This window comes from Streptomyces solicamelliae, assembly GCF_045348655.1.
GTDB classification, from domain to species: domain Bacteria; phylum Actinomycetota; class Actinomycetes; order Streptomycetales; family Streptomycetaceae; genus Streptomyces; species Streptomyces solicamelliae.
The window spans coordinates 4,417,793-4,436,692 of the sequence record NZ_CP160404.1 but is presented as its reverse complement, the minus strand read 5'-3'; the positions used below and the strand labels follow the sequence as shown (position 1 = coordinate 4,436,692).

Sequence of the window (18,900 nt, the reverse complement as noted above, 5' to 3'; positions counted from 1 at the left end):
CCGCCCCTGTGGCCTCACGCGCGGCCGGTGGCGGTGAGGTCCGCGTACACGATGATGTTGTCCGGGCGGTGGCCGTCGACGAGCTCGCCGCCGCAGGTGATCAGGCGCAGTTCGGGGCGGGCGGTGTTCCCGTAGACCTTCTGCGTCGGGAACGCCTTCTTGCCGACCTGCTCGAGCGCGCGGACGGTGAACACGGCGCGGGTGCCGTCGGCGCGGGTGACGGTGACGGTGTCGCCGACCTTCACCCTGGCGACGTCCTTCAGGACGGCCGGGCCCTTCTCGGTGTCGAAGTGGCCGATGAGGACGGCCGGTCCGGTCTCGCCGGGCGTGACGCCCTTGGTGTACCAGCCGATCCGGTCCGCCTGGGCGACGGACGGCACCTCGACCGTGCCGTCCGCGGCGAGCCCCAGCTTCAGGACCGGCCCGGCCCCGGTGTCGACGCCGGCCGCCGGCACCTGGACCCGTACGGGCTCGGAGCCGGACAGCGGGGCGACGGCCTCGGCGGCGGGGGCCGGGGCGGCCGAGGTCTCCGTGACCCTCGCCGGCGGGGTGGCCTCCTTCGGCTCGGCGGACGCGCCACAGCCGGTCAGCGCGACGGTGGCGGCGAGGGCGGCGAGGAGGACGGCGGGGCGGTTCATCGAGGGCTCCGGGCTCCGGGAAGCGGTGCGGCGGGCCGCCGCGGGGTGCGACAGCCCGCCGCAGGGGTGGGGTGATGCGGTGCCTGCGCTCGGGTCAAGGGATCGCGGGCGGGGTGGTGCGGGTGGTGCGCCGTACGGGCCGGGGTGTGGACCCGTACGGGGTGGGTGTGCCCGCATGCTCATACGCGCCGGGCACGCCGTACGACTCAGGCGCCCGCGCCGGCCCGGCGGCGCACGACCACGAAGCCGAGCACCGCGGCCGCGGCGGTGGCCCCGGCGGCGGAGGCGAGCAGCACGGTGTCGTCGCCGCCCTGCTGCCCGAGCTCCGCGCCGGCCGCGACGCCGCCCTTGGGGACGACGGTGGTCTGGGTGGTCCCGGCCGTCTGAGTGGTCCCGGCCGTCTGCGTGGTCTTGCCCGGCTTCTGGGCGTCGCCGCCGAGCCAGACGGCACGCAGCTGTCCGTTCCAGTGGAGCGTCACGCGGATCTCGCCGCCGAAGACCTTCTCGTCGCGGGTCTTGCCGGTCTTGCCCACGAAGAGCCGGCCGACCTCCTTGTCCCCCTTGAGGATCCTCGCGGTGAGGTCGCCGTTCTCCAGGTGGACGAGGCCCTGGTAACCGTGGCCGAGGTCCTGCTCGGCGAGCTCGCCCAGCGGGTCCATCTGATCCACGTCGCCGAGCCAGGTGGAGCGCAGGCTGCCGTCCCAGCTGAGCGAGATCCGGATCTCGCCGCCGAAGTCGGCCTCGTCACGCGTCTTGTTCTGGTCGACCTTGAGGGTGCCGACCTGCTCGTCGCCCTTGAGGATCTTCGCGGTGAAGATGCCGCCGTCCTTGAAGTAGACGAGGCCCTTGTAGCCGTGTCCGAGGTCCTGACGGTTGAACAGCTTGCCGAGTTCGCCGCCGTCCTCGGAACCGTCGTCGACGACGACCGCCGAGATCTGGCCGTTGCTCTTGAGGGTGATCTCGACGCCCTGGACGACCCGCGTGTCCTGGGCCTTGGCGCCCGGGGTGGTACCGGCCCGCAGGGAGACCATCAGGTCCTCGTCGCCCTTGAAGATCCGGGCTCCGTAGAGACCCGGCTCCAGCTGGCCGATCTTCGCGACGAGGCCGTTGACCAGCGGGATCTCACGCTCGGCGGGCGCCTCGGCCGCCGGGCCGGCGGCCGGCGCGGCCGGCTTCGGCGCGTCGGCGGCGTAGGCCGCGCCCGCCGTGAGGGCCGGGGTGAGGGCCACACCGGCGACGGCGGCGGTGGCGAGGGCGGTGCGAAGGGCGATGCGCATAACGACTCCTGTGAAGACAGGTGGATGGAGGAAAGAGCCGCATGCCGCTGACGTCTCGTCCGGGTGGGGCCGTTGAGTTCCCGCTGGCTGCTGAGAAAGAAGTTAGTGATCTTGTATGCGGGAGCTGTCCGTTCCCTGTCACGGGCCTGTGACAGCCGTCACGGCGACACGTGTCCACCAGCCCGTTCACCCCCGCGAAGGCCACGTTCGCCACCGTGAAGAAGGTGCCCCCTGTACACGCCGCTACGCGCGTAGATATGCTCGACTGGTGACCATGCCCACCACTGCCTCCGCAGCAGCCGCTTTCGCCGACGTGACCTCGTCCGACAGCGCGCTGCGCCGCTTCCTCCACGGGCTCCCCGGCGTGGACCCCGTGGGCCTCGAAGCGCGCGCCGCGTCTCTCGGCACCCGTTCGATCAAGACCACGGCCAAGGCGTACGCCATCGATCTGGCCATCTCGATGATCGACCTGACGACGCTCGAAGGCGCGGACACCCCGGGCAAGGTCCGGGCGCTCGCCGCCAAGGCCGTCAATCCCGATCCGACCGACCGCACGACCCCGACGACCGCCGCGGTCTGCGTGTACCCCGACATGGTGGCCACCGCCAAGGCCGCCCTCGCGGGCTCCGACGTCAAGGTCGCCTCCGTCGCCACCGCCTTCCCGGCCGGCCGGGCCGCCCTGCCCGTCAAGCTCGCGGACACCCGCGACGCGGTCGCCGCGGGCGCCGACGAGATCGACATGGTGATCGACCGCGGCGCCTTCCTGGCCGGCGACTTCATGAAGGTCTACGAGGAGATCCGGGCCGTGAAGGAGGCCTCCGGGGCCGCCCGGCTCAAGGTGATCTTCGAGACCGGCGAACTCTCGACGTACGACAACATCCGCCGCGCCTCCTGGCTCGGCATGATGGCGGGCGCCGACTTCATCAAGACCTCGACCGGCAAGGTCGCGGTCAACGCCACCCCGGCGAACACGCTCCTGATGCTGGAGGCGGTGCGCGACTTCCGCGCCCAGACCGGCATCCAGGTGGGCGTGAAGCCGGCCGGCGGCATCCGTACCTCCAAGGACGCCATCAAGTTCCTGGTCCTGGTCAACGAGACCGCGGGGGCGGACTGGCTGGACAACCACTGGTTCCGCTTCGGCGCCTCCAGCCTGCTCAACGACCTGCTCATGCAGCGTCAGAAGCTGGCGACCGGCCGTTACTCCGGCCCCGACTACGTGACGGTGGACTGATCGACATGACCTCCCCCTTCGAATACGCACCCGCGCCCGAGTCGCGCTCGGTCGTCGACATCGCGCCGAGCTACGGCCTGTTCATCGACGGCGAGTTCACCGAGGCGGCCGACGGCAAGGTCTTCAAGACCGTCTCCCCCGCGACCGAGGAGGTGCTCGCCGAGGTCGCCCAGGCCGGCACCGAGGACGTCGACCGCGCGGTCAAGGCGGCCCGCAAGGCCTTCGAGAAGTGGTCCGCGCTGCCCGGCTCCGAGCGCGCCAAGTACCTCTTCCGGATCGCCCGGATCATCCAGGAGCGCAGCCGCGAGCTGGCCGTCCTGGAGACCCTGGACAACGGCAAGCCGATCAAGGAGACCCGCGACGCGGACCTCCCGCTGGTCGCCGCGCACTTCTTCTACTACGCGGGCTGGGCCGACAAGCTCGACCACGCCGGCTTCGGCGCGAACCCCAAGCCGCTGGGCGTGGCCGGCCAGGTCATCCCGTGGAACTTCCCGCTGCTCATGCTGGCGTGGAAGATCGCCCCGGCCCTCGCGACCGGCAACACGGTCGTCCTGAAGCCTGCCGAGACCACCCCGCTGACCGCCCTGTTCTTCGCGGACATCTGCCGCCAGGCCGGGCTGCCCAAGGGCGTCGTCAACATCCTTCCCGGCTACGGGGAGACCGGCGCCGCGCTGGTGGCGCACCCGGACGTGAACAAGGTCGCCTTCACCGGCTCCACCGCCGTCGGCAAGGCCATCGCGCGCCAGGTCGCCGGCACGGACAAGAAGGTCACCCTGGAGCTCGGCGGCAAGGGCGCCAACATCGTCTTCGACGACGCGCCCATCGACCAGGCCGTCGAGGGCATCGTCAACGGCATCTTCTTCAACCAGGGCCAGGTCTGCTGCGCGGGCTCCCGCCTCCTGGTCCAGGAGTCGATCCACGACGAGCTGCTCGACTCGCTCAAGCGCCGCCTGAACACGCTGCGCCTGGGCGACCCGCTGGACAAGAACACCGACATCGGCGCGATCAACTCCTCCGAGCAGCTGGCCCGGATCACCTCGCTCGTCGACCAGGGCGAGGCCGAGGGCGCCGAGCGCTGGACCGCCTCCTGCGAGATCCCGTCCGCCGGTTACTGGTTCGCCCCGACGGTGTTCAGCAACGTCTCGCAGGCGCACACCATCGCCCGCGACGAGATCTTCGGCCCGGTGCTGTCCGTGCTGACGTTCCGTACGCCTGACGAGGCCGTCGCCAAGGCCAACAACAGCCAGTACGGCCTGTCGGCCGGCATCTGGACGGAGAAGGGCTCGCGGATCCTCTCCGTGGCCAACAAGCTCCGCGCGGGCGTCGTCTGGGCCAACACGTTCAACAAGTTCGACCCGACCTCGCCGTTCGGTGGCTACAAGGAGTCGGGCTTCGGCCGCGAGGGCGGCCGTCACGGTCTGGAGGCCTACCTCGATGTCTGAGAAGTCCGAGCAGCGACTGAGTGTTCTCAAGACCTACAAGCTGTACATCGGGGGCAAGTTCCCCCGCTCCGAGAGCGGCCGGGTGTACGAGGTGACGACGAAGACATCAGACGCCGGCGCGGCGGGCAAGGGCAAGTGGCTGGCCAACGTCCCGCAGTCGTCCCGCAAGGACGCCCGTGACGCGGTCGTCGCCGCGCGCAAGGCGTTCGGCGGCTGGTCGGGCGCCACCGCGTACAACCGGGGCCAGATCCTCTACCGCATCGCCGAGATGCTGGAGGGCCGCCGGGAGCAGTTCGTGCGCGAGGTCGCGGACGCGGAGGGCCTGTCGAAGTCCAAGGCGGCGGCGGTCGTCGACGCGGCGATCGACCGCTGGGTCTGGTACGCGGGCTGGACCGACAAGATCGCCCAGGTGGTCGGCGGCGCGAACCCGGTCGCGGGCCCTTACTTCAACCTGTCCACCCCGGAGCCGACGGGTGTCGTGACGGTCCTGGCCCCCCAGGAGTCGTCCTTCCTGGGCCTGGTCTCGGTGATCGCCCCGGTGATCGCGACGGGCAACACGGCCGTCGTCGTCACGAGCGAGAAGTCCCCGCTCCCCGCCCTCTCCCTCGGCGAGGTGCTGGCCACCTCCGACCTGCCGGGCGGCGTGGTCAACATCCTGTCCGGCAAGGCGGCCGAGATGGGCCCGCACCTGGCGGCCCACCAGGACGTCAACGCGATCGACCTGACGGGCGCGGACGCGGACCTGGCGCGGGAGCTGGAGATCGCGGCCGCGGACAACCTCAAGCGCGTCCTGCGCCCCCGCTCCGTGGACTTCACGGCCGACCCGGGCACGGACCGCATGACGGCCTTCCTGGAGACCAAGACGGTCTGGCACCCGACCGGTTCGCTGGGCGCAAGCGGCTCGGCGTACTAGCCCGCACCGCACCGTACGGCCCCCGGGAGCACCGCCCCCGGGGGCCGTTCCTCATGCGCCGGCGCGCTCCACGAGACCGGCGACACCGTCGAGGACGCAGTCCAGACCCGTCTCGAACTGCCAGGCCGCGTCGTCCTTCCGGGCGGCGCCCCGCACGTACCGGCGGTACGCGGGGTAGCGGCCGGTCTCCATCAGATAGACCATCTGCGGCGCGAGCCCCCGGCGGGTGTCGTCGCCGGTCTCCCAGCCCTGTTCCCGCATGTACTGGGCGAGCGACACCTCCGACTGCGTCGCGCCGTGCACGTACGCGCCGACCGTCCGGAACGCGGCCATCATCGTGTCGACGTCGAGCCCGAGCCCGTCCAGCGAGGCGAGCTGGCGCTCCGCCCCCGCCATCCGGTTCGGGGTGAGCGCGAAGAGCGGGGCGGGCAGCTGTGCCAGCCAGGGGTGGCGCAGCATCGTCTCGCGGGTGCGCAGCGCGTAGGCCCGCAGGGTCGCCCGCCAGCCCTCCGTCGGCTCCGGCGGCTCCAGTTCCGCCGAGACCTGGTCGACCATGAGCGCCCACAGCTCGTCCTTGCCGTCCACATGCCGGTAGGCGGCCATGGGAGCGACGCCGAGTTCGGCGGCGATGCGGCGCATGGTGACGGCGGCGAAGCCCTCACCGTCGGCGAGTTCGACGGCGACGGCCGCGATGCGCTGCGGCGTCAGGGACGTGCGCGGCGCGGGAGCCCGGTCGAGGCGCTCCCACAGCGAGACCTTCTCCGTCGCGTCCTTCTTCGGCACGAGAACCTCCCTCTCCTTGCGTACAGCGTATCCGGAGTAGACGGCGTACACATGAGTGTGTACGTTGTACACCATCTGGTGTACGCCGTACACATCCGCCGCATCCCAGGGGGACCCATGAACCCGCCGCTCCGTCTCGCCGTCATCCAGGGCTCCACCCGCGACGGCCGCCTCGGCCCCGTCGTGGCCGACTGGCTGCGCGGCCACGCCGACGCCCGCCCCGACATGACCGTCGACCTGATCGACCTGGCCGAGACCCCGCTGCCGACCGTCTTCCCCCAGCTCGGACAGCCTCCGGCGGACGAGGCGGACCGCGCCCTGCTGCGGGCGGTCTCGCCCCGGCTCGCCGCGGCCGACGCCTTCGTCGTCGTCACGCCGGAGTACAACCACAGCTATCCGGCGTCCCTGAAGAACGCGATCGACTGGCACAACCGCGAATGGCACGCCAAGCCCGTCGGCTTCGTCGCGTACGGCGGGTTCTCGGCCGGACTGCGCGCGGTCGAGCACCTGCGCGCGGTCTTCGCCGAACTGCACGCCGTCACCATCCGCGACGCGATCGGACTCCAGGGCGTCTGGGGGCAGTTCGACGCCGACGGCAACGCCGTGGACCCAGCCGCCGACGCCGCCGCGAAGGCGATGCTCGACCAGCTCGCCTGGTGGGCCGAAGCACTGCGCACCGCCCGCGCCACGAAGCCGTACGCGGCGTGAAGGGCGGAGTCATGGCCCGGTCCGCCCCGCCGGACGCCCGGACGCGCCCGCCCTGGCCGGGCCTCGTCGGGCTCATGCTCGGCATCGTCCTCGGCACCCTCGACGGCACGATCGTCGGCACCGCGCTACCCACCGTGGCGGGCGAACTCGGCGGCCTCGACCGGCTGTCCTGGGTGGTCACCGCCTACCTGCTCACCGCCGCCGTCACCACGCCCCTGTGGGGCAAGCTGGGCGACCTGCGCGGACGCAAGGGCGCCTACCTGTCCGCCGTCGTCGTCTTCCTCGCCGGCTCAGTCCTCTCCGGCCTCGCCACCACCATGGACCAGCTCATCGCCTTCCGCGCCCTGCAGGGCGTCGGCGCGGGCGGCCTGATGGTCGGCGCGTTCGCCCTCCTCGGCACCCTCGTACCGCCGCAGGACAGCCCCAGGATCCAGGCGGTCGTCGGCGCGATGCTGCCGGTCGCCTTCGCCGGCGGCCCGCTGCTCGGCGGCTTCCTCACCGACCACCTCAGCTGGCGCTGGGCCTTCTACGTCAACGTGCCCGTCGGCCTCGCCGCCCTGCTGCTCGCCGGGCTCGCCCTGCGCGTACGCACCGAGCGCGTCCGGGCCCGGATCGACTGGGCGGGCGCGCTGTTCCTCACCACCGGGATCCTCGCCCTCACGCTGGCGGCGAGCTGGGCCGGCACGACGTACGCCTGGACGTCACCGCAGATCCTCGGCCTGGCCGCGGTCGGCGCGGCCGCCCTCGCCGCGCTGGTGCGGGCCGAGCGGCGCGCCGAGGAACCCGTCGTACCGCCCCGGCTCTTCGCCGACCGCAACTTCACCCTGGCGCAGGTCCTCAGCTTCCTCGCCGGCGCGGCCATGCTCGCCACGATGAACTACCTGCCCCAGTACCTGCAGTTCGTGAGCGGCCGGACCTCCACCGCGAGCGGCCTGCTGCTGCTCCCGATGATGCTCGCCATGGTCGCCGTCCAGGTGACCACCGGCCGGATCATCGGCCGCACCGGCCGCCACCGGATCCACCCGATCCTCGGCGGGGCGCTGATGACGGCGGGCGGGCTCGCCCTGCTGCTGCTCGACGTGGACACGCCCACCGCCCTCGCCTCCGCGCTCACCGTGCCCGTCGGCGCCGGACTCGGCTTCCTGATGCAGTCGACGATGCTGATCACGATGTCGAGCGCGCCGCCGCGCGACATGGGCGCGGCGAGCGGGACGGTGACCCTGGTCCGTACGATCGGCGGCTCGTTGGGCGTCGCTGTCCTCGGCGCCCTGTTCACCGCCCGGCTCGGCGGCGTGGACGCCGGTCTGACGCCGGAACAGGCCCTCGCCCTGCCCGAGCCGGTACGGGAGACCTTGCGGGCGGCCGTGGCGCACGGCCTGCACGGGGTGGCCGCCGGCGTCGCGGTCGTGGCCGCGCTCGCCTTCGCGACCGCCTTGCTCGTCCGGGAGGTGCCGCTGAACCGGCGGCCCGGCGCACCGGCGGAGCCGGAGCCCGTCAGCCCGACAGCAGCCCCGTCGCCTGGCCCACGACCGGAAGGGTCCCCAGCGAGCCGCCCTTCGTGATCGGGTCGGTGGCCATCGTCGTGCTGACCGGCTGGAAGTCGGCGACCTGCGTGCCCGCGCCGTTGTCCAGCGGGTCCACGCCGGTGTTGGCCAGCGGGTCGAGCTGAAGGTCCTTCACCGGGGCGACGGCGTGCGGCAGGGCGTCGAGGACGCCCTGCGCCGCCTCGGTGGTGTCGGAGCCGGCGAGCGTGCCCACCGGCAGCGGCACCGGCGCCGTGGCGGCCTGGGCGGCGCCGCCGAGGCCCAGCACCGCGCCGGCGGCGGTGACCGTCAGGCCGGCCGTGCGGAAGAGGGAGCGGCGGGGCGAGGAGGCGGCGTGGCGTGCCATGGGATTCCCCTGTCGATCGGGTAACGGGAAGGGCACCGAGCGTAGTTCCGGTGTGATGCTGGATACCAACGGCCGCCTGGAGTGGTCCCCTGAACGGGGTAATGCTTCACACTGGTGTCCCGTGAGTTCCCAACCGATTCCGACTCGTGTCGTCCTGCTCGCGGGCCCTTCCGGCTCAGGCAAGTCGTCCCTCGCCGCCGTCGCCGGCCTCCCGGTGCTCCGCCTCGACGACTTCTACAAGGAGGGCGACGACCCCACCCTCCCGCTCGTGGACGGCACCACGGACATCGACTGGGACTCCCCGCTCTCCTGGGACGCCGACGCCGCGGTCGCCGCGATCACCGAACTGTGCGGCACGGGCCGCACCGAGGTCCCGGTGTACGACATCGCCACCAGCTCCCGGGTGGACCGGGAGCGCCTGGACATCGAGCGGACCCCGCTGTTCGTCGCGGAGGGCATCTTCGCGGCCGAGATCGTCACCCGCTGCCAGGAGCTCGGCCTGCTCGCCGACGCGCTGTGCCTGCGCGGCCGCCCCTCGACGACGTTCCGCCGCCGGCTGCTGCGGGACCTCAGGGAGGGCCGCAAGTCGGTCCCGTTCCTGCTGCGCCGCGGCTGGCGCCTGATGCGCGCCGAGCGTTCGATCGTCGCCCGGCAGACCGCACTGGGCGCGCACCCCTGCGCGAAGGAGGAGGCCCTGGGCCGCCTCGCCGCCGCGGCAGCGGGCCGCTGCCGCACACCGGCGACGCGCTGAGCCCGTACGGACGAAGGCCCCGCACACACAGAAAGGCGCGGGGCGGACAAGACCCCCGGCTTGTCCGCCCCGCGCTTTCGTACCCCCGTACGTTCCCCCGTGGTCTCCCCCGTTTCCCCGTTTCCCCGTTTCCCCCGTGTTCCCGACCCCCGTCGGGCCCCCCGTCGCTGCTCCCCCGTGCGGGTACCCCACGTCCCCCGTGGGTTCCCGCCCCCGCTGCCTTCAGGCCACCAGCTCGCCGAAGGACTCCTCCTCGTCACGGCCGAAGGACAGCACCTCGTCCTCGCGCAGTCGCCGCAGCGAGCGCCAGATGCTCGACTTCACCGTGCCGACACTGATGTCCAGGATCTCCGCGATCTCCGGATCGGTCCGGCCCTCGTAGTACCGCAGCACCAGCATCGTGCGCTGCAGTTCGGGCAGCCGGGCCAGCGCCTGCCAGAGCACCGTGCGCAGCTCCGTGCCGCGCATCGCGTCGGTCTCGCCCACCGTCTCCGGCAGCTCCTCCGTCGGGTACTCGTTGAGCTTGCGCCGGCGCCAGGCGCTGATGTGCAGGTTGGTCATCGTGCGACGCAGGTAGCCGCCCACGGCCGCCTTGTCGCTGATCCGGTCCCAGGCGCGGTACGTGGAGAACAGCGCGCTCTGGAGCAGGTCCTCGGCCTCGAAACGGTCACCGGTCAGGTGGTAGGCGGTGGCGTACAGGGAGGCCCGACGTTCCTGGACGTAGGCCGTGAACTCGGCCTCCGACAGGCTCGTACGCTCCCCCTGCACCTCCCCGTACGCCGCTCCCCCGTCAGCCACGGCCGCCATGTACGGCGCCTTGCGCTGACGTCCGACGGTCGTCCGAACGCACCCCCGTCCGTTCGTCGCACCGCCGGACTCCTTGGTGCTCCGCACGTTGTGGAGACGCGTGACAACTGCGCTTGAGGTGGTGCTGTGCAGTGCGTTCATCTCGCGCCCCCCATCGGTCGGAGTCTGCTTCGGTCCGTGTGCCAATGAGCTTGCCCGTGCCACTTCATGGCGGTGTCCGTCGACTGTCACAGACGTGTCACAGGGGAGAGGTCGTACGAAGGTGTCGCACTGGAGAACGGTGACGGTCGAACTCCGGCGGCCCATGCGCCAGAATGACGCCGTGCCTTTCCTGTTGCTGATCGAGGACGACGACGCCATCCGCACGGCCCTCGAACTCTCGCTGTCCCGCCAGGGCCACCGCGTGGCCACCGCGGCGTCCGGCGAGGACGGTCTGAAGCTGCTGCGCGAGCAGCGGCCGGACCTGGTCGTGCTGGACGTGATGCTGCCCGGCATCGACGGCTTCGAGGTGTGCCGCCGGATCCGGCGCACCGACCAGCTGCCGATCATCCTGCTCACCGCGCGCAGCGACGACATCGACGTGGTGGTGGGCCTGGAGTCGGGCGCCGACGACTACGTGGTCAAGCCGGTGCAGGGCCGGGTGCTCGACGCCCGGATCCGGGCCGTGCTGCGCCGCGGCGAGCGCGAGTCCACGGACTCCGCGACCTTCGGTTCGCTGGTGATCGACCGCTCGGCGATGACCGTGACGAAGAACGGGGAGGACCTGCAGCTCACGCCGACCGAGCTGCGGCTGCTCCTCGAACTGAGCCGGCGGCCCGGACAGGCCCTGTCGCGGCAGCAGTTGCTTCGGCTGGTCTGGGAGCACGACTACCTGGGCGACTCGCGCCTGGTCGACGCGTGTGTGCAGCGGCTGCGCGCCAAGGTGGAGGACGTGCCGTCCTCGCCGACGCTGATCCGTACCGTGCGCGGTGTGGGCTACCGGCTGGACGTCCCTGCGTGAGCAAAGGGATATTCACCGGCCTGCGGCTGACCAGTCTGCGGCTGCGGCTGGTCGTGGTCTTCGCGCTGGTCGCGCTGACCGCCGCCGTGTCCGCCTCGGGGATCGCGTACTGGCTCAACCGCGAGGCGGTGCTGACGCGCGTCCAGGACGGCGCGCTGAACGACTTCCGGCGGCAGATGCAGAACCGGGTGGCCGGGCTGCCGCTGCAGCCGAGCGCGGACGAGCTGCGGATCACCGCCGAGCAGATGGCGGGCAGCGGCTCCGGGTACAGCGTGCTGCTGCTCGGCGAGCGGGACGCGGGCAAGCCGATCATCGGCACCTCCGACCCGGACCGTTTCACGCTGGCCGACGTGCCCGCCTCGCTGCGGGAGGCCGTCGACACCGAGCGGCCGATCACCGAGAGCAACGCCTATCCGTACCACCTGTTCTGGCAGCGGACGCAGCGCGGCGGGAAGCCGTACCTGGTCGGCGGGACGCGGGTCGTGGGCGGCGGGGCGACCGGCTACATGTTCAAGTCGCTCGAGGCCGAGCGGGCGGATCTGAACTCGCTCGCCTGGTCGCTGGGGATCGCGACGGCGCTGGCCCTGATCGGCTCGGCGCTGCTCGCACAGGCCGCGGCGACGACCGTGCTCCGGCCGGTGCACCGGCTCGGCGAGGCGGCGCGGCGGCTCGGCGAGGGCAAGCTGGACACCCGGCTGCGGGTCTCCGGCACGGACGAACTCGCCGAACTGTCACGGACGTTCAACGTCACCGCCGAGTCGCTGCAGAAGAAGGTCGCGGACATGAGCGCACGGGAGGAGGCGAGCCGGCGGTTCGTCGCCGACATGTCGCACGAGCTGCGGACGCCGCTGACCGCTCTGACCGCGGTGACCGAGGTCCTGGAGGACGAGCAGGACGACCTCGACCCGATGATCGCGCCCGCGGTGGCGCTGGTGGTCAGCGAGACGCGGCGGCTGAACGACCTGGTGGAGAACCTGATGGAGGTGACCCGCTTCGACGCGGGCACCGCCCGGCTGGTCCTGGACGACGTGGACGTCGCGGACATGGTGACCGCGTGCATCGACGCGCGGGCCTGGCTGGACGCGGTCGAACTCGACGCCGAGCGCGGGATCATGGCGCGGCTCGACCCGCGCCGGCTCGACGTGATCCTCGCGAACCTGATCGGCAACGCGCTCAAGCACGGCGGCTCGCCGGTGCGGGTGGCGGTGCGGACCGAGGACGACGAACTGATCGTCGAGGTGCGGGACCACGGTCCGGGCATCCCGGCGGAGGTACTGCCGCACGTCTTCGACCGGTTCTACAAGGCGAGCGCGCAGCGGCCGCGGTCGGACGGCTCCGGCCTCGGGCTCTCCATCGCCATGGAGAACGCGCACATCCACGGCGGCGACATCACCGCCGCGAACTCCCCGGACGGCGACGGCGCGGTCTTCGTCCTGCGTCTGCCGCGGGACGCCTCGGAGATCGCCGACGAGGAAGGCAAGGACCAGTGAGGACGTGGGTGCGCGGGGCGGCGGCGGTCGCCGGTACGGCTCTGCTCGCGGGCTGCGGGATCCGGACCATGTCGGTCCCCGTGGACGCCGGGGCGGCGCCCTCGCGGGCGGCGTGCAGCGTGGACGCGCCGCAGCCGCAGACGCGGCCCGGGACGCCGCTGCGGGTGTACCTGGTGTGCGGCTCGCAGCTGGAGGTCGTGGACCGCAGGACGAACCTGCCGGAGCAGCGGGTCTCCGGCAACCGGGTCGCGACGGCCTCGGCGCTGCTGGTGGAGCTGCAGCTCGACCCGTCGGAGGCGGAGCGCACGGCCGGGTTCAGCACCGCCGTGAAGGGCCCGCTGGTGGTGACCGGCAGCCGGGCGGGCGACCCGAAGGACGCGCTGCGGCTGAGCCGGCAGCCGGAGGACCTCGCGCCGATCGCGCTCTCACAGATCGTCTGCACCTTCGCCGAGAGCCCGGCCGGCGGCGCGGGCCGCACGGTCCTGCTCGGCGGCCCCGGCTCGTACCCCCCGCACCGCTACCGCTGCACCGAACAGCTCAAGGCCCGTCCGGACGCGGCCGCCCCGACCACCACCACGACGACGGCCTCGGGGGCGGAACCAGAGCGGGAGCCGGGGGCGTAGGCGCGGGGACGGCGGCCCGTTCCGGTTCACGGGCGGAGTGCCGAGCGGGCGGAACCGATTGCCGCGGTGGGCGCGTCTTGGGTCACGTGCAGCGTCAAGGTACGGGCGGCAGTGCCGCCATCCGCTTCCGCGGGGCGGGGTTCGTCCTCCTCCTCGCGCATCTGCTGCTCGTGGCGTGGCTGACGCTCCGCCCGCTGGACGTGCCGTGGATGACCGCCCCCAATCTGGAGCCGCTGGCCGGCATCCGGGCGGACCTGGCGCTGGGTCCGGCGGAGGCCGTACGGCGGATCGGGGAGCAGCTGCTGCTGCTCGCCCCGCTGGGCGTCCTGCTGCCGCTGGCCGACGGGCGGCTCGCGGTGTCGCCGTGGGCGTCGTTCGCCCGGACGGTCACCGCCGGGGCGATGTTCTCGCTGGTCATCGAACTGCTGCAGACGAGCGTGCCGGGCCAGGTCGTCGACGTGGACTCGCTGCTCCTGAACACCGCCGGCGTGGCCCTCGCGCATCTGCTGGTCGTCCCCGCCGGCCGGGCGCTGCTGCGCCGCCGGGCGGGCCGGGTGTCCACCCCGGGCAGCAGGCGCGTACGGGTGCGGACCCTGCTGCGGGAGGAGACGCCCCAGGGGGCGACCCCGACGATTCCCAGGGTCGGGATCGCCCCGTAGACCGACGCTTTGTCCCCCTCCCGAGAGCGACCATGGAGTCATCGGGAGCCCGACGGAGCGGCTCCCCGCAGAAGAAGGAGCCCACCATGGCCGCACTTGTCCGCCCTCGCGAAGGACGCATGATCGGCGGAGTGTGCGCGGGTCTGGCGCGGCGCTTCGGCATGTCGGCGACCACGATGCGGGTCATCTTCCTGGTCTCGTGCCTGCTGCCCGGTCCGCAGTTCCTCATCTACCTCGCCCTGTGGGTGTTCCTGCCCGAGGAGAAGAACACCTCGACCGCCTGGTGAGGTCAGCCGGCGGGCAGGGTCGCCCGCAGCTTCGAGAGTTGTCGCTCGACGACCGGTCGCGGTACGCGGGGATGCGTCCCGCGGCCGCCCAGGTCCAGGGCCATGAAGCGCAGGACCGTCCCGCCCTCGCGGATCACCACCAGGTGCAGCGGCGCGCGCAGCCCACGGGCCGTACCGGTGGCGGTCCAGGAGACGGTCTCGTCGCCGCCGGTCCCGTACGGGACGGCGGCGACGTCGGAGAAGCGGCCGCTCCGCCCCTGCACCCGGGCGGTGAAGCCCGCGGCGCAGTCGGCTACGGCGGTGCGCAGCGCGGCGAGCAGCCGGCGGGCGTCGCCGGGGTCGTACGCGCTGAGCGAGGCGGAGAGCGCGAGGGCGGGTGCCCGGCGTGAGCCGAGGCCGCGGTTGACGGTGGTCAGGGCGGCGGGGCCGGGCCGGTCGCCCATGATGTCGGCGAGCGGCTGGCAGCGGGCGGTGTCCGCGGTCGGCTGGCCGGCCACCGCACCGGCGCGCCTGGCGGCGGAGACCCGGTAGTCCGGCAGGTCGCCGTCGGCGAGCGCGGCGCGTTCCAGCGGGCTCGCTCCGGCGGAGGACGCCTTCGCGGTGTCGCGCGGCGGGCCGCCCGTACAGCCGGCGGCCGTGGCCGCGAGGAGCAGGGCGGCGGCGAGGAGGGCCGGGGCGGCCCCCCGGGTGGCTCTCGCGTGCATGGCCGGATCGTGGCACACAGGCCGTGGGGCACACGCCCGTCACGGGTGTGTGCCCCACGGATGGACGCGGTGGGCGTCAGCCGATCGGCAGACCGCCCAGCGGCAGGCCACCGAGCGGCAGACCGCCGAGCGGGCCGGTCGGCAGCGCCGAGTTGGTGGCCAGGCCGTTGACCGGGAGGCCGCCGAGCAGGCCGCCGACCGGGGACTCGGCGAGCGCGTTCGGGGCGGTCTGGGTGACCTGCTGGGTCGCGGAGTCGCTCGCGGCCGGCAGGTTCTCCGCGGCCTGGCCGACCGCGCCCTCGCCCGCGGTCAGGGAGTCGGCGGCGCCGGCCGGCAGCTCGGTGAGGCCGTCCGCCACCGGCAGGGCCTGCACGGCGTCCAGGGCGCCCGCGGCATCGTGGGTCATGGGCGCGGCGGAGGCCGATCCGGCGGCGGCAGCGGCGAAAGCGGCACCGAGAACGGCGACACCGAGCGTCTTGGCAGACTGCTTCATCGAGAAATCATCCTTGGGGGATCGAGGAAAACCCGGACTCGAGGAAATCCGGGAATGATGAGCGGCTCGCCAACCTAGCCAGCGGGACATGACCGCCGCAAACATCTCGGAGCGACCGGAATTCGTGTCCTCCGGCCGCCCCGATCCCCTGTGAACTCGGCTCGTTCAGCCCGCTGTCGATGCGGAACCGCTGGTCGTGGCGGTCTGCCGGAACAGCCATTCGGATTTCAGCTCGGCATATCCGGGCTTGATGACGTCATTGATCATGGCCAGTCGTTCATCGAAAGGAATGAACGCTGATTTCATCGCATTGACGGTGAACCACTGCATGTCGTCGAGCGTGTAACCGAATGTCTCGACCAGGTGCTCGAACTCGCGGCTCATGCTCGTGCCGCTCATCAGCCGGTTGTCGGTGTTGACGGTGGCCCGGAAGTGCAGGGTGCGCAGCAGGCCGATGGGGTGCTCGGCGTACGAGGCGGCGGCGCCGGTCTGCAGGTTGGAGGTGGGGCACAGCTCCAGCGGGACGCGCTTGTCGCGCACGTACGCGGCGAGCCGGCCGAGCCGCACCTCGCCGTCGTCGCCGACCTCGATGTCGTCGATGATCCGCACGCCGTGGCCGAGCCGGTCGGCGCCGCACCACTGCAGGGCCTGCCAGATGGACGGCAGTCCGAAGGCCTCGCCGGCGTGGATGGTGAAGTGGTTGTTCTCCCGCTTCAGATACTCGAAGGCGTCGAGGTGGCGGGTGGGCGGGTAACCGGCCTCGGCGCCGGCGATGTCGAAGCCGACGACGCCAGAGTCCCGGTAACGGTTGGCGAGTTCGGCGATCTCCAGGGCGCGGGCCGCGTGCCGCATAGCGGTGAGCAGCGCGCCGACGCGGATCCGGTGACCGGCCTCGCGGGCCCGGCGCTCGCCCTCGCGGAAGCCCTCGTTGACCGCTTCGACGACCTCCTCCAGGGTGAGCCCGCCCTCCAGGTGCTGCTCGGGGGCGTAGCGGACCTCGGCGTACACGACGCCGTCCTCGGCGAGGTCCTGGGCGCACTCGGCGGCGACGCGGAACAGCGCCTCGCGGGTCTGCATGACGGCGCAGGTGTGCGCGAAGGTCTCCAGATAGCGCTCCAGGGAACCGGAGTCGGCGGCCTCGCGGAACCAGATGCCGAGCTTGTCGGGCTCGGTCTCGGGCAGACCGTCGTACCCGGTGGCCCGGGCGATCTCGATGATGGTGCCGGGACGCAGTCCGCCGTCGAGGTGGTCGTGGAGCAGCACCTTCGGGGCACGGCGGATCTGGTCCGCGGTGGGAACGTGGGGAGTCTGGCTCGTCATTTCCGCACTCTAGCCCCTACGCGCGTAGATCGCCTCCTCCCAAATCGCCTGTCGATACGCAACAGTGACCGCGCGTACGGATGGCGTACACCTCCGCTTCTGAGACTGTTCCGTCATGGCCCAGTTCGCACTCGTAGGCACGACCGGCGGTCGGCGACCCCGGCTCGGGCGGCCCGTCGGCACCTCGCGTACGGAGACCGCGGTCGGCGGTGTGGTGCTGCTGCTGCCGGACGGCGCGCCCGCGTCGGGACGCGGTCCGTCCGTGCGGGCGCACGCGGCGGTGCTGCCGCTGGGCCGGCGGCTGGTGCGGGCGGGGCGCCCCGACGGGCTCGTTGCGCACGTCGTGCACTACCGGGGGCGAGGCTGGAACGGGGCGGACGCCCGGCTCGCCGAGGACGCCGGGTGGGCGGTCGCGGAGGCGGTACGGCGCTACGGCGACGTCCCGGTGTGCCTCGCGGGGCACGGCATGGGCGCGCGGGCGGCGCTGCGGGCGGCGGGGCATCCGGCGGTCGACGCGGTGCTCGCGATGGCGCCCTGGCTGCCGGAGGACGACATGGCGGCGGAGCCGGAGCCGGTGCGGCAGTTGGTCGGGCGGCGGGTGCTCGTGGTGCACGGCACCAACGACGCGCGCTCGGACCCGGAGCTCTCGTACCGGCTGGCGGAGCGGGCGAAGAAGGCGAACAAGGACACCTGCCGGTTCGAAGTTCACTCGGACGGGCACGCGTTGCGCCAGCACCACGACGAAGTGCTGTCGCTGGCGGCGGACTTCGTGCTGGGCTCCCTGTTCGGCCGGCCGTACGCGCGGCCGGTCGCGGACGCGCTGGCGGCGCCGCCGCCGCTGGGGCTGCGGATGCCGCTGGCGGCGGGGTTCGGGCGCTCGCTGCGGCCGTAGCCGTGGGCCGGCCCGTGGGCGACTACTGTCCGCGGTCCCACTCCGGGAGCAGGCTGCCGCGCTTGCTCAGCAGGAACTTCTTGAAGGCGGCCACCGGGGGTGTGTCCGGGTGGCCGTCCAGCCAGGCCACACCGATCTCGCGGACCGCGCGCGGCGCCGTCACGTTCAGCTCGACGACACCGGGCCGGGCCACCGCGGGCGGCGGCAGCAGCGCCACCCCGAGGCCGGCGGCGACCAGACCGCGCAGCGTCTCGGCCTCCTCGCCCTCGAAGGCGATCCGGGGTTTGAAGCCCGCCTCGGCGCAGAAGGCGTCGGTGATGCGGCGCAGCCCGTAGCCGGGCTCCAGGGTGACGAAGGTTTCGTCGGCGGCCTCCGCGAGCCGTACCCGCTTGCGGCCGGCGAGCCGGTGGTCGTCCGGCACCACCAGACGCAGCCGCTGCTCGTCGAGGCGGCGGGCCACCAGGTCGGGGGCGTCCGGCACCGGGGAGGTGAGGCACAGGTCGAGGTCGCCGGCGCGCAGCCGCTCGATCATGGCCTCGCCGTAGTTCTGCACGAGCGTGAAGCGGACCCTCGGGTGATCGACGCGGAAGGCCCGGATGAGGCCGGGCACGGTCTCGGAGCCCATGGTGTGCAGGAAGCCGAAGGCGACCCGGCCGGCCGTCGGGTCGGCGTCGGCGCGCACCGAGTCGGCGGCCTTCTCCACCTCGGCGAGGGCGCGTTCGGCGGAGCCGAGGAAGGTGCGGCCCGCCGGGGTGAGCGCGACGGTGCGGCCGCGGCGGGCGAACAGGGCGACGCCCAGGTCCTCTTCGAGGCGGACCATGGCCCGGGAGAGCGTGGACTGGGGGACGCCGAGCTCGGCCGCGGCCCTGGTCACATGCTCGTGCCGGGCGACGGCGGCGAAGTACGCGAGCCGCGGCGCAAGCAGCAGACCCATGTCTTCTTCGTTACTGTTCGGTGACAGGCGAGGCTGTGACCTGTACTCATGCACCATG

General features: G+C 72.7%; 21 protein-coding genes. 12 read left to right on the top strand and 9 right to left on the bottom strand.

The features are described 5' to 3' along the window. Positions 1-14 precede the first annotated feature (14 nt). Positions 15-638 (bottom strand): class F sortase, encoded by a 624-nt coding sequence (locus ABZO31_RS20790; protein WP_406862731.1) that lies wholly within the window; start codon positions 636-638, stop codon positions 15-17. Positions 639-844: 206 nt separating this feature from the next. Beyond that, the gene (locus ABZO31_RS20785) at positions 845-1,915 is read right to left on the bottom strand and encodes a hypothetical protein (protein WP_406862730.1); all 1,071 of its coding nucleotides are present in this window, start codon (positions 1,913-1,915) and stop codon (positions 845-847) included. 274 nt (positions 1,916-2,189) lie between these two features. Here ABZO31_RS20785 and deoC point away from each other — a divergent pair, with 274 nt between their 5' ends. The 3 genes from deoC to ABZO31_RS20770 are packed head-to-tail and all read left to right on the top strand — an operon-like array spanning position 2,190 to position 5,501. Further along, complete coding sequence (gene deoC, locus ABZO31_RS20780) at positions 2,190-3,146, top strand: deoxyribose-phosphate aldolase (protein WP_406865422.1); 957 nt, start codon at positions 2,190-2,192, stop codon at positions 3,144-3,146. Positions 3,147-3,151: 5 nt separating this feature from the next. Beyond that, positions 3,152-4,588: an aldehyde dehydrogenase family protein gene (locus tag ABZO31_RS20775; protein WP_406862729.1), complete on the top strand. Its 1,437-nt coding sequence runs from the start codon at positions 3,152-3,154 to the stop codon at positions 4,586-4,588. Further along, on the top strand, positions 4,581-5,501 hold the full coding sequence (locus ABZO31_RS20770) for an aldehyde dehydrogenase family protein (protein ID WP_406862728.1): 921 nt from the start codon (positions 4,581-4,583) through the stop codon (positions 5,499-5,501). The genes ABZO31_RS20775 and ABZO31_RS20770 overlap by 8 nt, the downstream gene beginning before the upstream one ends. A 51-nt stretch (positions 5,502-5,552) precedes the next feature. Here the strand turns inward: ABZO31_RS20770 and ABZO31_RS20765 are convergent, their stop codons facing one another. Then, positions 5,553-6,284 carry a TetR/AcrR family transcriptional regulator gene (locus ABZO31_RS20765; RefSeq protein ID WP_406862727.1) on the bottom strand — a complete coding sequence of 244 codons (732 nt, stop codon included), beginning with the start codon at positions 6,282-6,284 and terminating at the stop codon, positions 5,553-5,555. Between the two features lie 117 nt (positions 6,285-6,401). Here ABZO31_RS20765 and ABZO31_RS20760 point away from each other — a divergent pair, with 117 nt between their 5' ends. Together ABZO31_RS20760 and ABZO31_RS20755 are read left to right on the top strand one after the other, a co-directional pair. After that, positions 6,402-6,992, top strand: a complete 591-nt coding sequence (locus ABZO31_RS20760; RefSeq protein ID WP_406862726.1) for an NADPH-dependent FMN reductase — start codon at positions 6,402-6,404, stop codon at positions 6,990-6,992. Positions 6,993-7,003: 11 nt separating this feature from the next. Beyond that, on the top strand, positions 7,004-8,554 hold the full coding sequence (locus tag ABZO31_RS20755; RefSeq protein WP_406862725.1) for an MDR family MFS transporter: 1,551 nt from the start codon (positions 7,004-7,006) through the stop codon (positions 8,552-8,554). Here the strand turns inward: ABZO31_RS20755 and ABZO31_RS20750 are convergent. Beyond that, entirely contained in the window at positions 8,487-8,882 is a 396-nt protein-coding gene (locus ABZO31_RS20750; protein ID WP_406862724.1) for a hypothetical protein, read from the bottom strand. The two genes, ABZO31_RS20755 and ABZO31_RS20750, sit on opposite strands and share 68 nt — an antisense overlap. Before the next feature lie 55 nt (positions 8,883-8,937). On the opposite strand from ABZO31_RS20750, the gene ABZO31_RS20745 reads away from it, so the two are divergent. Then, positions 8,938-9,633 (top strand): uridine kinase family protein, encoded by a 696-nt coding sequence (locus ABZO31_RS20745; protein ID WP_406862723.1) that lies wholly within the window; start codon positions 8,938-8,940, stop codon positions 9,631-9,633. 222 nt (positions 9,634-9,855) lie between these two features. Here ABZO31_RS20745 and ABZO31_RS20740 read toward each other — a convergent pair whose 3' ends face one another. Continuing rightward, positions 9,856-10,581 (bottom strand): SigE family RNA polymerase sigma factor, encoded by a 726-nt coding sequence (locus tag ABZO31_RS20740; RefSeq protein WP_406862722.1) that lies wholly within the window; start codon positions 10,579-10,581, stop codon positions 9,856-9,858. A 181-nt stretch (positions 10,582-10,762) separates the two neighbouring features. On the opposite strand from ABZO31_RS20740, the gene afsQ1 reads away from it, so the two are divergent. The 5 genes from afsQ1 to ABZO31_RS20715 all read left to right on the top strand — a co-directional run bounded on the left by afsQ1 (position 10,763) and on the right by ABZO31_RS20715 (position 14,499). Continuing rightward, entirely contained in the window at positions 10,763-11,440 is a 678-nt protein-coding gene (gene afsQ1 / locus ABZO31_RS20735; RefSeq protein WP_406862721.1) for a two-component system response regulator AfsQ1, read from the top strand. Further along, entirely contained in the window at positions 11,437-12,930 is a 1,494-nt protein-coding gene (locus ABZO31_RS20730; protein WP_406862720.1) for an ATP-binding protein, read from the top strand. The genes afsQ1 and ABZO31_RS20730 overlap by 4 nt, the downstream gene beginning before the upstream one ends. After that, positions 12,927-13,553, top strand: a complete 627-nt coding sequence (locus ABZO31_RS20725) for a hypothetical protein (RefSeq protein ID WP_406862719.1) — start codon at positions 12,927-12,929, stop codon at positions 13,551-13,553. The genes ABZO31_RS20730 and ABZO31_RS20725 overlap by 4 nt, the downstream gene beginning before the upstream one ends. 86 nt (positions 13,554-13,639) lie before the next feature. Beyond that, positions 13,640-14,212 (top strand): VanZ family protein, encoded by a 573-nt coding sequence (locus ABZO31_RS20720; RefSeq protein ID WP_406862718.1) that lies wholly within the window; start codon positions 13,640-13,642, stop codon positions 14,210-14,212. An 86-nt stretch (positions 14,213-14,298) separates the two neighbouring features. After that, positions 14,299-14,499, top strand: coding sequence for a PspC domain-containing protein (locus ABZO31_RS20715; protein WP_406862717.1), 201 nt, complete (start codon positions 14,299-14,301; stop codon positions 14,497-14,499). A gap of 2 nt (positions 14,500-14,501) precedes the next feature. Here the strand turns inward: ABZO31_RS20715 and ABZO31_RS20710 are convergent, their stop codons facing one another. From ABZO31_RS20710 to ABZO31_RS20700, 3 genes are all read right to left on the bottom strand, one after another. Further along, complete coding sequence (locus tag ABZO31_RS20710; protein WP_406862716.1) at positions 14,502-15,203, bottom strand: hypothetical protein; 702 nt, start codon at positions 15,201-15,203, stop codon at positions 14,502-14,504. A gap of 76 nt (positions 15,204-15,279) precedes the next feature. Beyond that, positions 15,280-15,696 (bottom strand): hypothetical protein, encoded by a 417-nt coding sequence (locus tag ABZO31_RS20705; protein ID WP_406862715.1) that lies wholly within the window; start codon positions 15,694-15,696, stop codon positions 15,280-15,282. 165 nt (positions 15,697-15,861) lie between these two features. Next, a complete protein-coding gene (locus ABZO31_RS20700; RefSeq protein ID WP_406862714.1) occupies positions 15,862-17,016 on the bottom strand; it encodes an adenosine deaminase in 1,155 nt (384 codons plus the stop codon). A gap of 115 nt (positions 17,017-17,131) precedes the next feature. Between ABZO31_RS20700 and ABZO31_RS20695 the strand changes: the two genes are divergently transcribed. After that, positions 17,132-17,908 (top strand): alpha/beta hydrolase, encoded by a 777-nt coding sequence (locus ABZO31_RS20695; protein ID WP_406862713.1) that lies wholly within the window; start codon positions 17,132-17,134, stop codon positions 17,906-17,908. Positions 17,909-17,930: 22 nt separating this feature from the next. Here ABZO31_RS20695 and ABZO31_RS20690 read toward each other — a convergent pair whose 3' ends face one another. Continuing rightward, a complete protein-coding gene (locus ABZO31_RS20690) occupies positions 17,931-18,899 on the bottom strand; it encodes a LysR family transcriptional regulator (protein ID WP_406862712.1) in 969 nt (322 codons plus the stop codon). Position 18,900 lies beyond the last annotated feature (1 nt).

Excerpts from the sequence above, each read along its gene's own strand:
- ABZO31_RS20705 (WP_406862715.1), bottom strand. The coding sequence starts at position 15,696 with ATGAAGCAGTCTGCCAAGACGCTCGGTGTCGCCGTTCTCGGTGCCGCT.
- ABZO31_RS20715 (WP_406862717.1), top strand. The coding sequence starts at position 14,299 with ATGGCCGCACTTGTCCGCCCTCGCGAAGGACGCATGATCGGCGGAGTG.
- ABZO31_RS20745 (WP_406862723.1), top strand. The coding sequence starts at position 8,938 with ATGCTGGATACCAACGGCCGCCTGGAGTGGTCCCCTGAACGGGGTAAT.
- ABZO31_RS20750 (WP_406862724.1), bottom strand. The coding sequence starts at position 8,882 with ATGGCACGCCACGCCGCCTCCTCGCCCCGCCGCTCCCTCTTCCGCACG.
- ABZO31_RS20695 (WP_406862713.1), top strand. The coding sequence starts at position 17,132 with ATGGCCCAGTTCGCACTCGTAGGCACGACCGGCGGTCGGCGACCCCGG.
- deoC (WP_406865422.1), top strand. The coding sequence starts at position 2,190 with ATGCCCACCACTGCCTCCGCAGCAGCCGCTTTCGCCGACGTGACCTCG.
- ABZO31_RS20690 (WP_406862712.1), bottom strand. The coding sequence starts at position 18,899 with ATGGTGCATGAGTACAGGTCACAGCCTCGCCTGTCACCGAACAGTAAC.
- ABZO31_RS20770 (WP_406862728.1), top strand. The coding sequence starts at position 4,581 with ATGTCTGAGAAGTCCGAGCAGCGACTGAGTGTTCTCAAGACCTACAAG.
- ABZO31_RS20755 (WP_406862725.1), top strand. The coding sequence starts at position 7,004 with ATGGCCCGGTCCGCCCCGCCGGACGCCCGGACGCGCCCGCCCTGGCCG.
- ABZO31_RS20790 (WP_406862731.1), bottom strand. The coding sequence starts at position 638 with ATGAACCGCCCCGCCGTCCTCCTCGCCGCCCTCGCCGCCACCGTCGCG.
- ABZO31_RS20760 (WP_406862726.1), top strand. The coding sequence starts at position 6,402 with ATGAACCCGCCGCTCCGTCTCGCCGTCATCCAGGGCTCCACCCGCGAC.
- ABZO31_RS20710 (WP_406862716.1), bottom strand. The coding sequence starts at position 15,203 with ATGCACGCGAGAGCCACCCGGGGGGCCGCCCCGGCCCTCCTCGCCGCC.
- ABZO31_RS20740 (WP_406862722.1), bottom strand. The coding sequence starts at position 10,581 with ATGAACGCACTGCACAGCACCACCTCAAGCGCAGTTGTCACGCGTCTC.
- ABZO31_RS20775 (WP_406862729.1), top strand. The coding sequence starts at position 3,152 with ATGACCTCCCCCTTCGAATACGCACCCGCGCCCGAGTCGCGCTCGGTC.
- ABZO31_RS20700 (WP_406862714.1), bottom strand. The coding sequence starts at position 17,016 with ATGACGAGCCAGACTCCCCACGTTCCCACCGCGGACCAGATCCGCCGT.
- ABZO31_RS20785 (WP_406862730.1), bottom strand. The coding sequence starts at position 1,915 with ATGCGCATCGCCCTTCGCACCGCCCTCGCCACCGCCGCCGTCGCCGGT.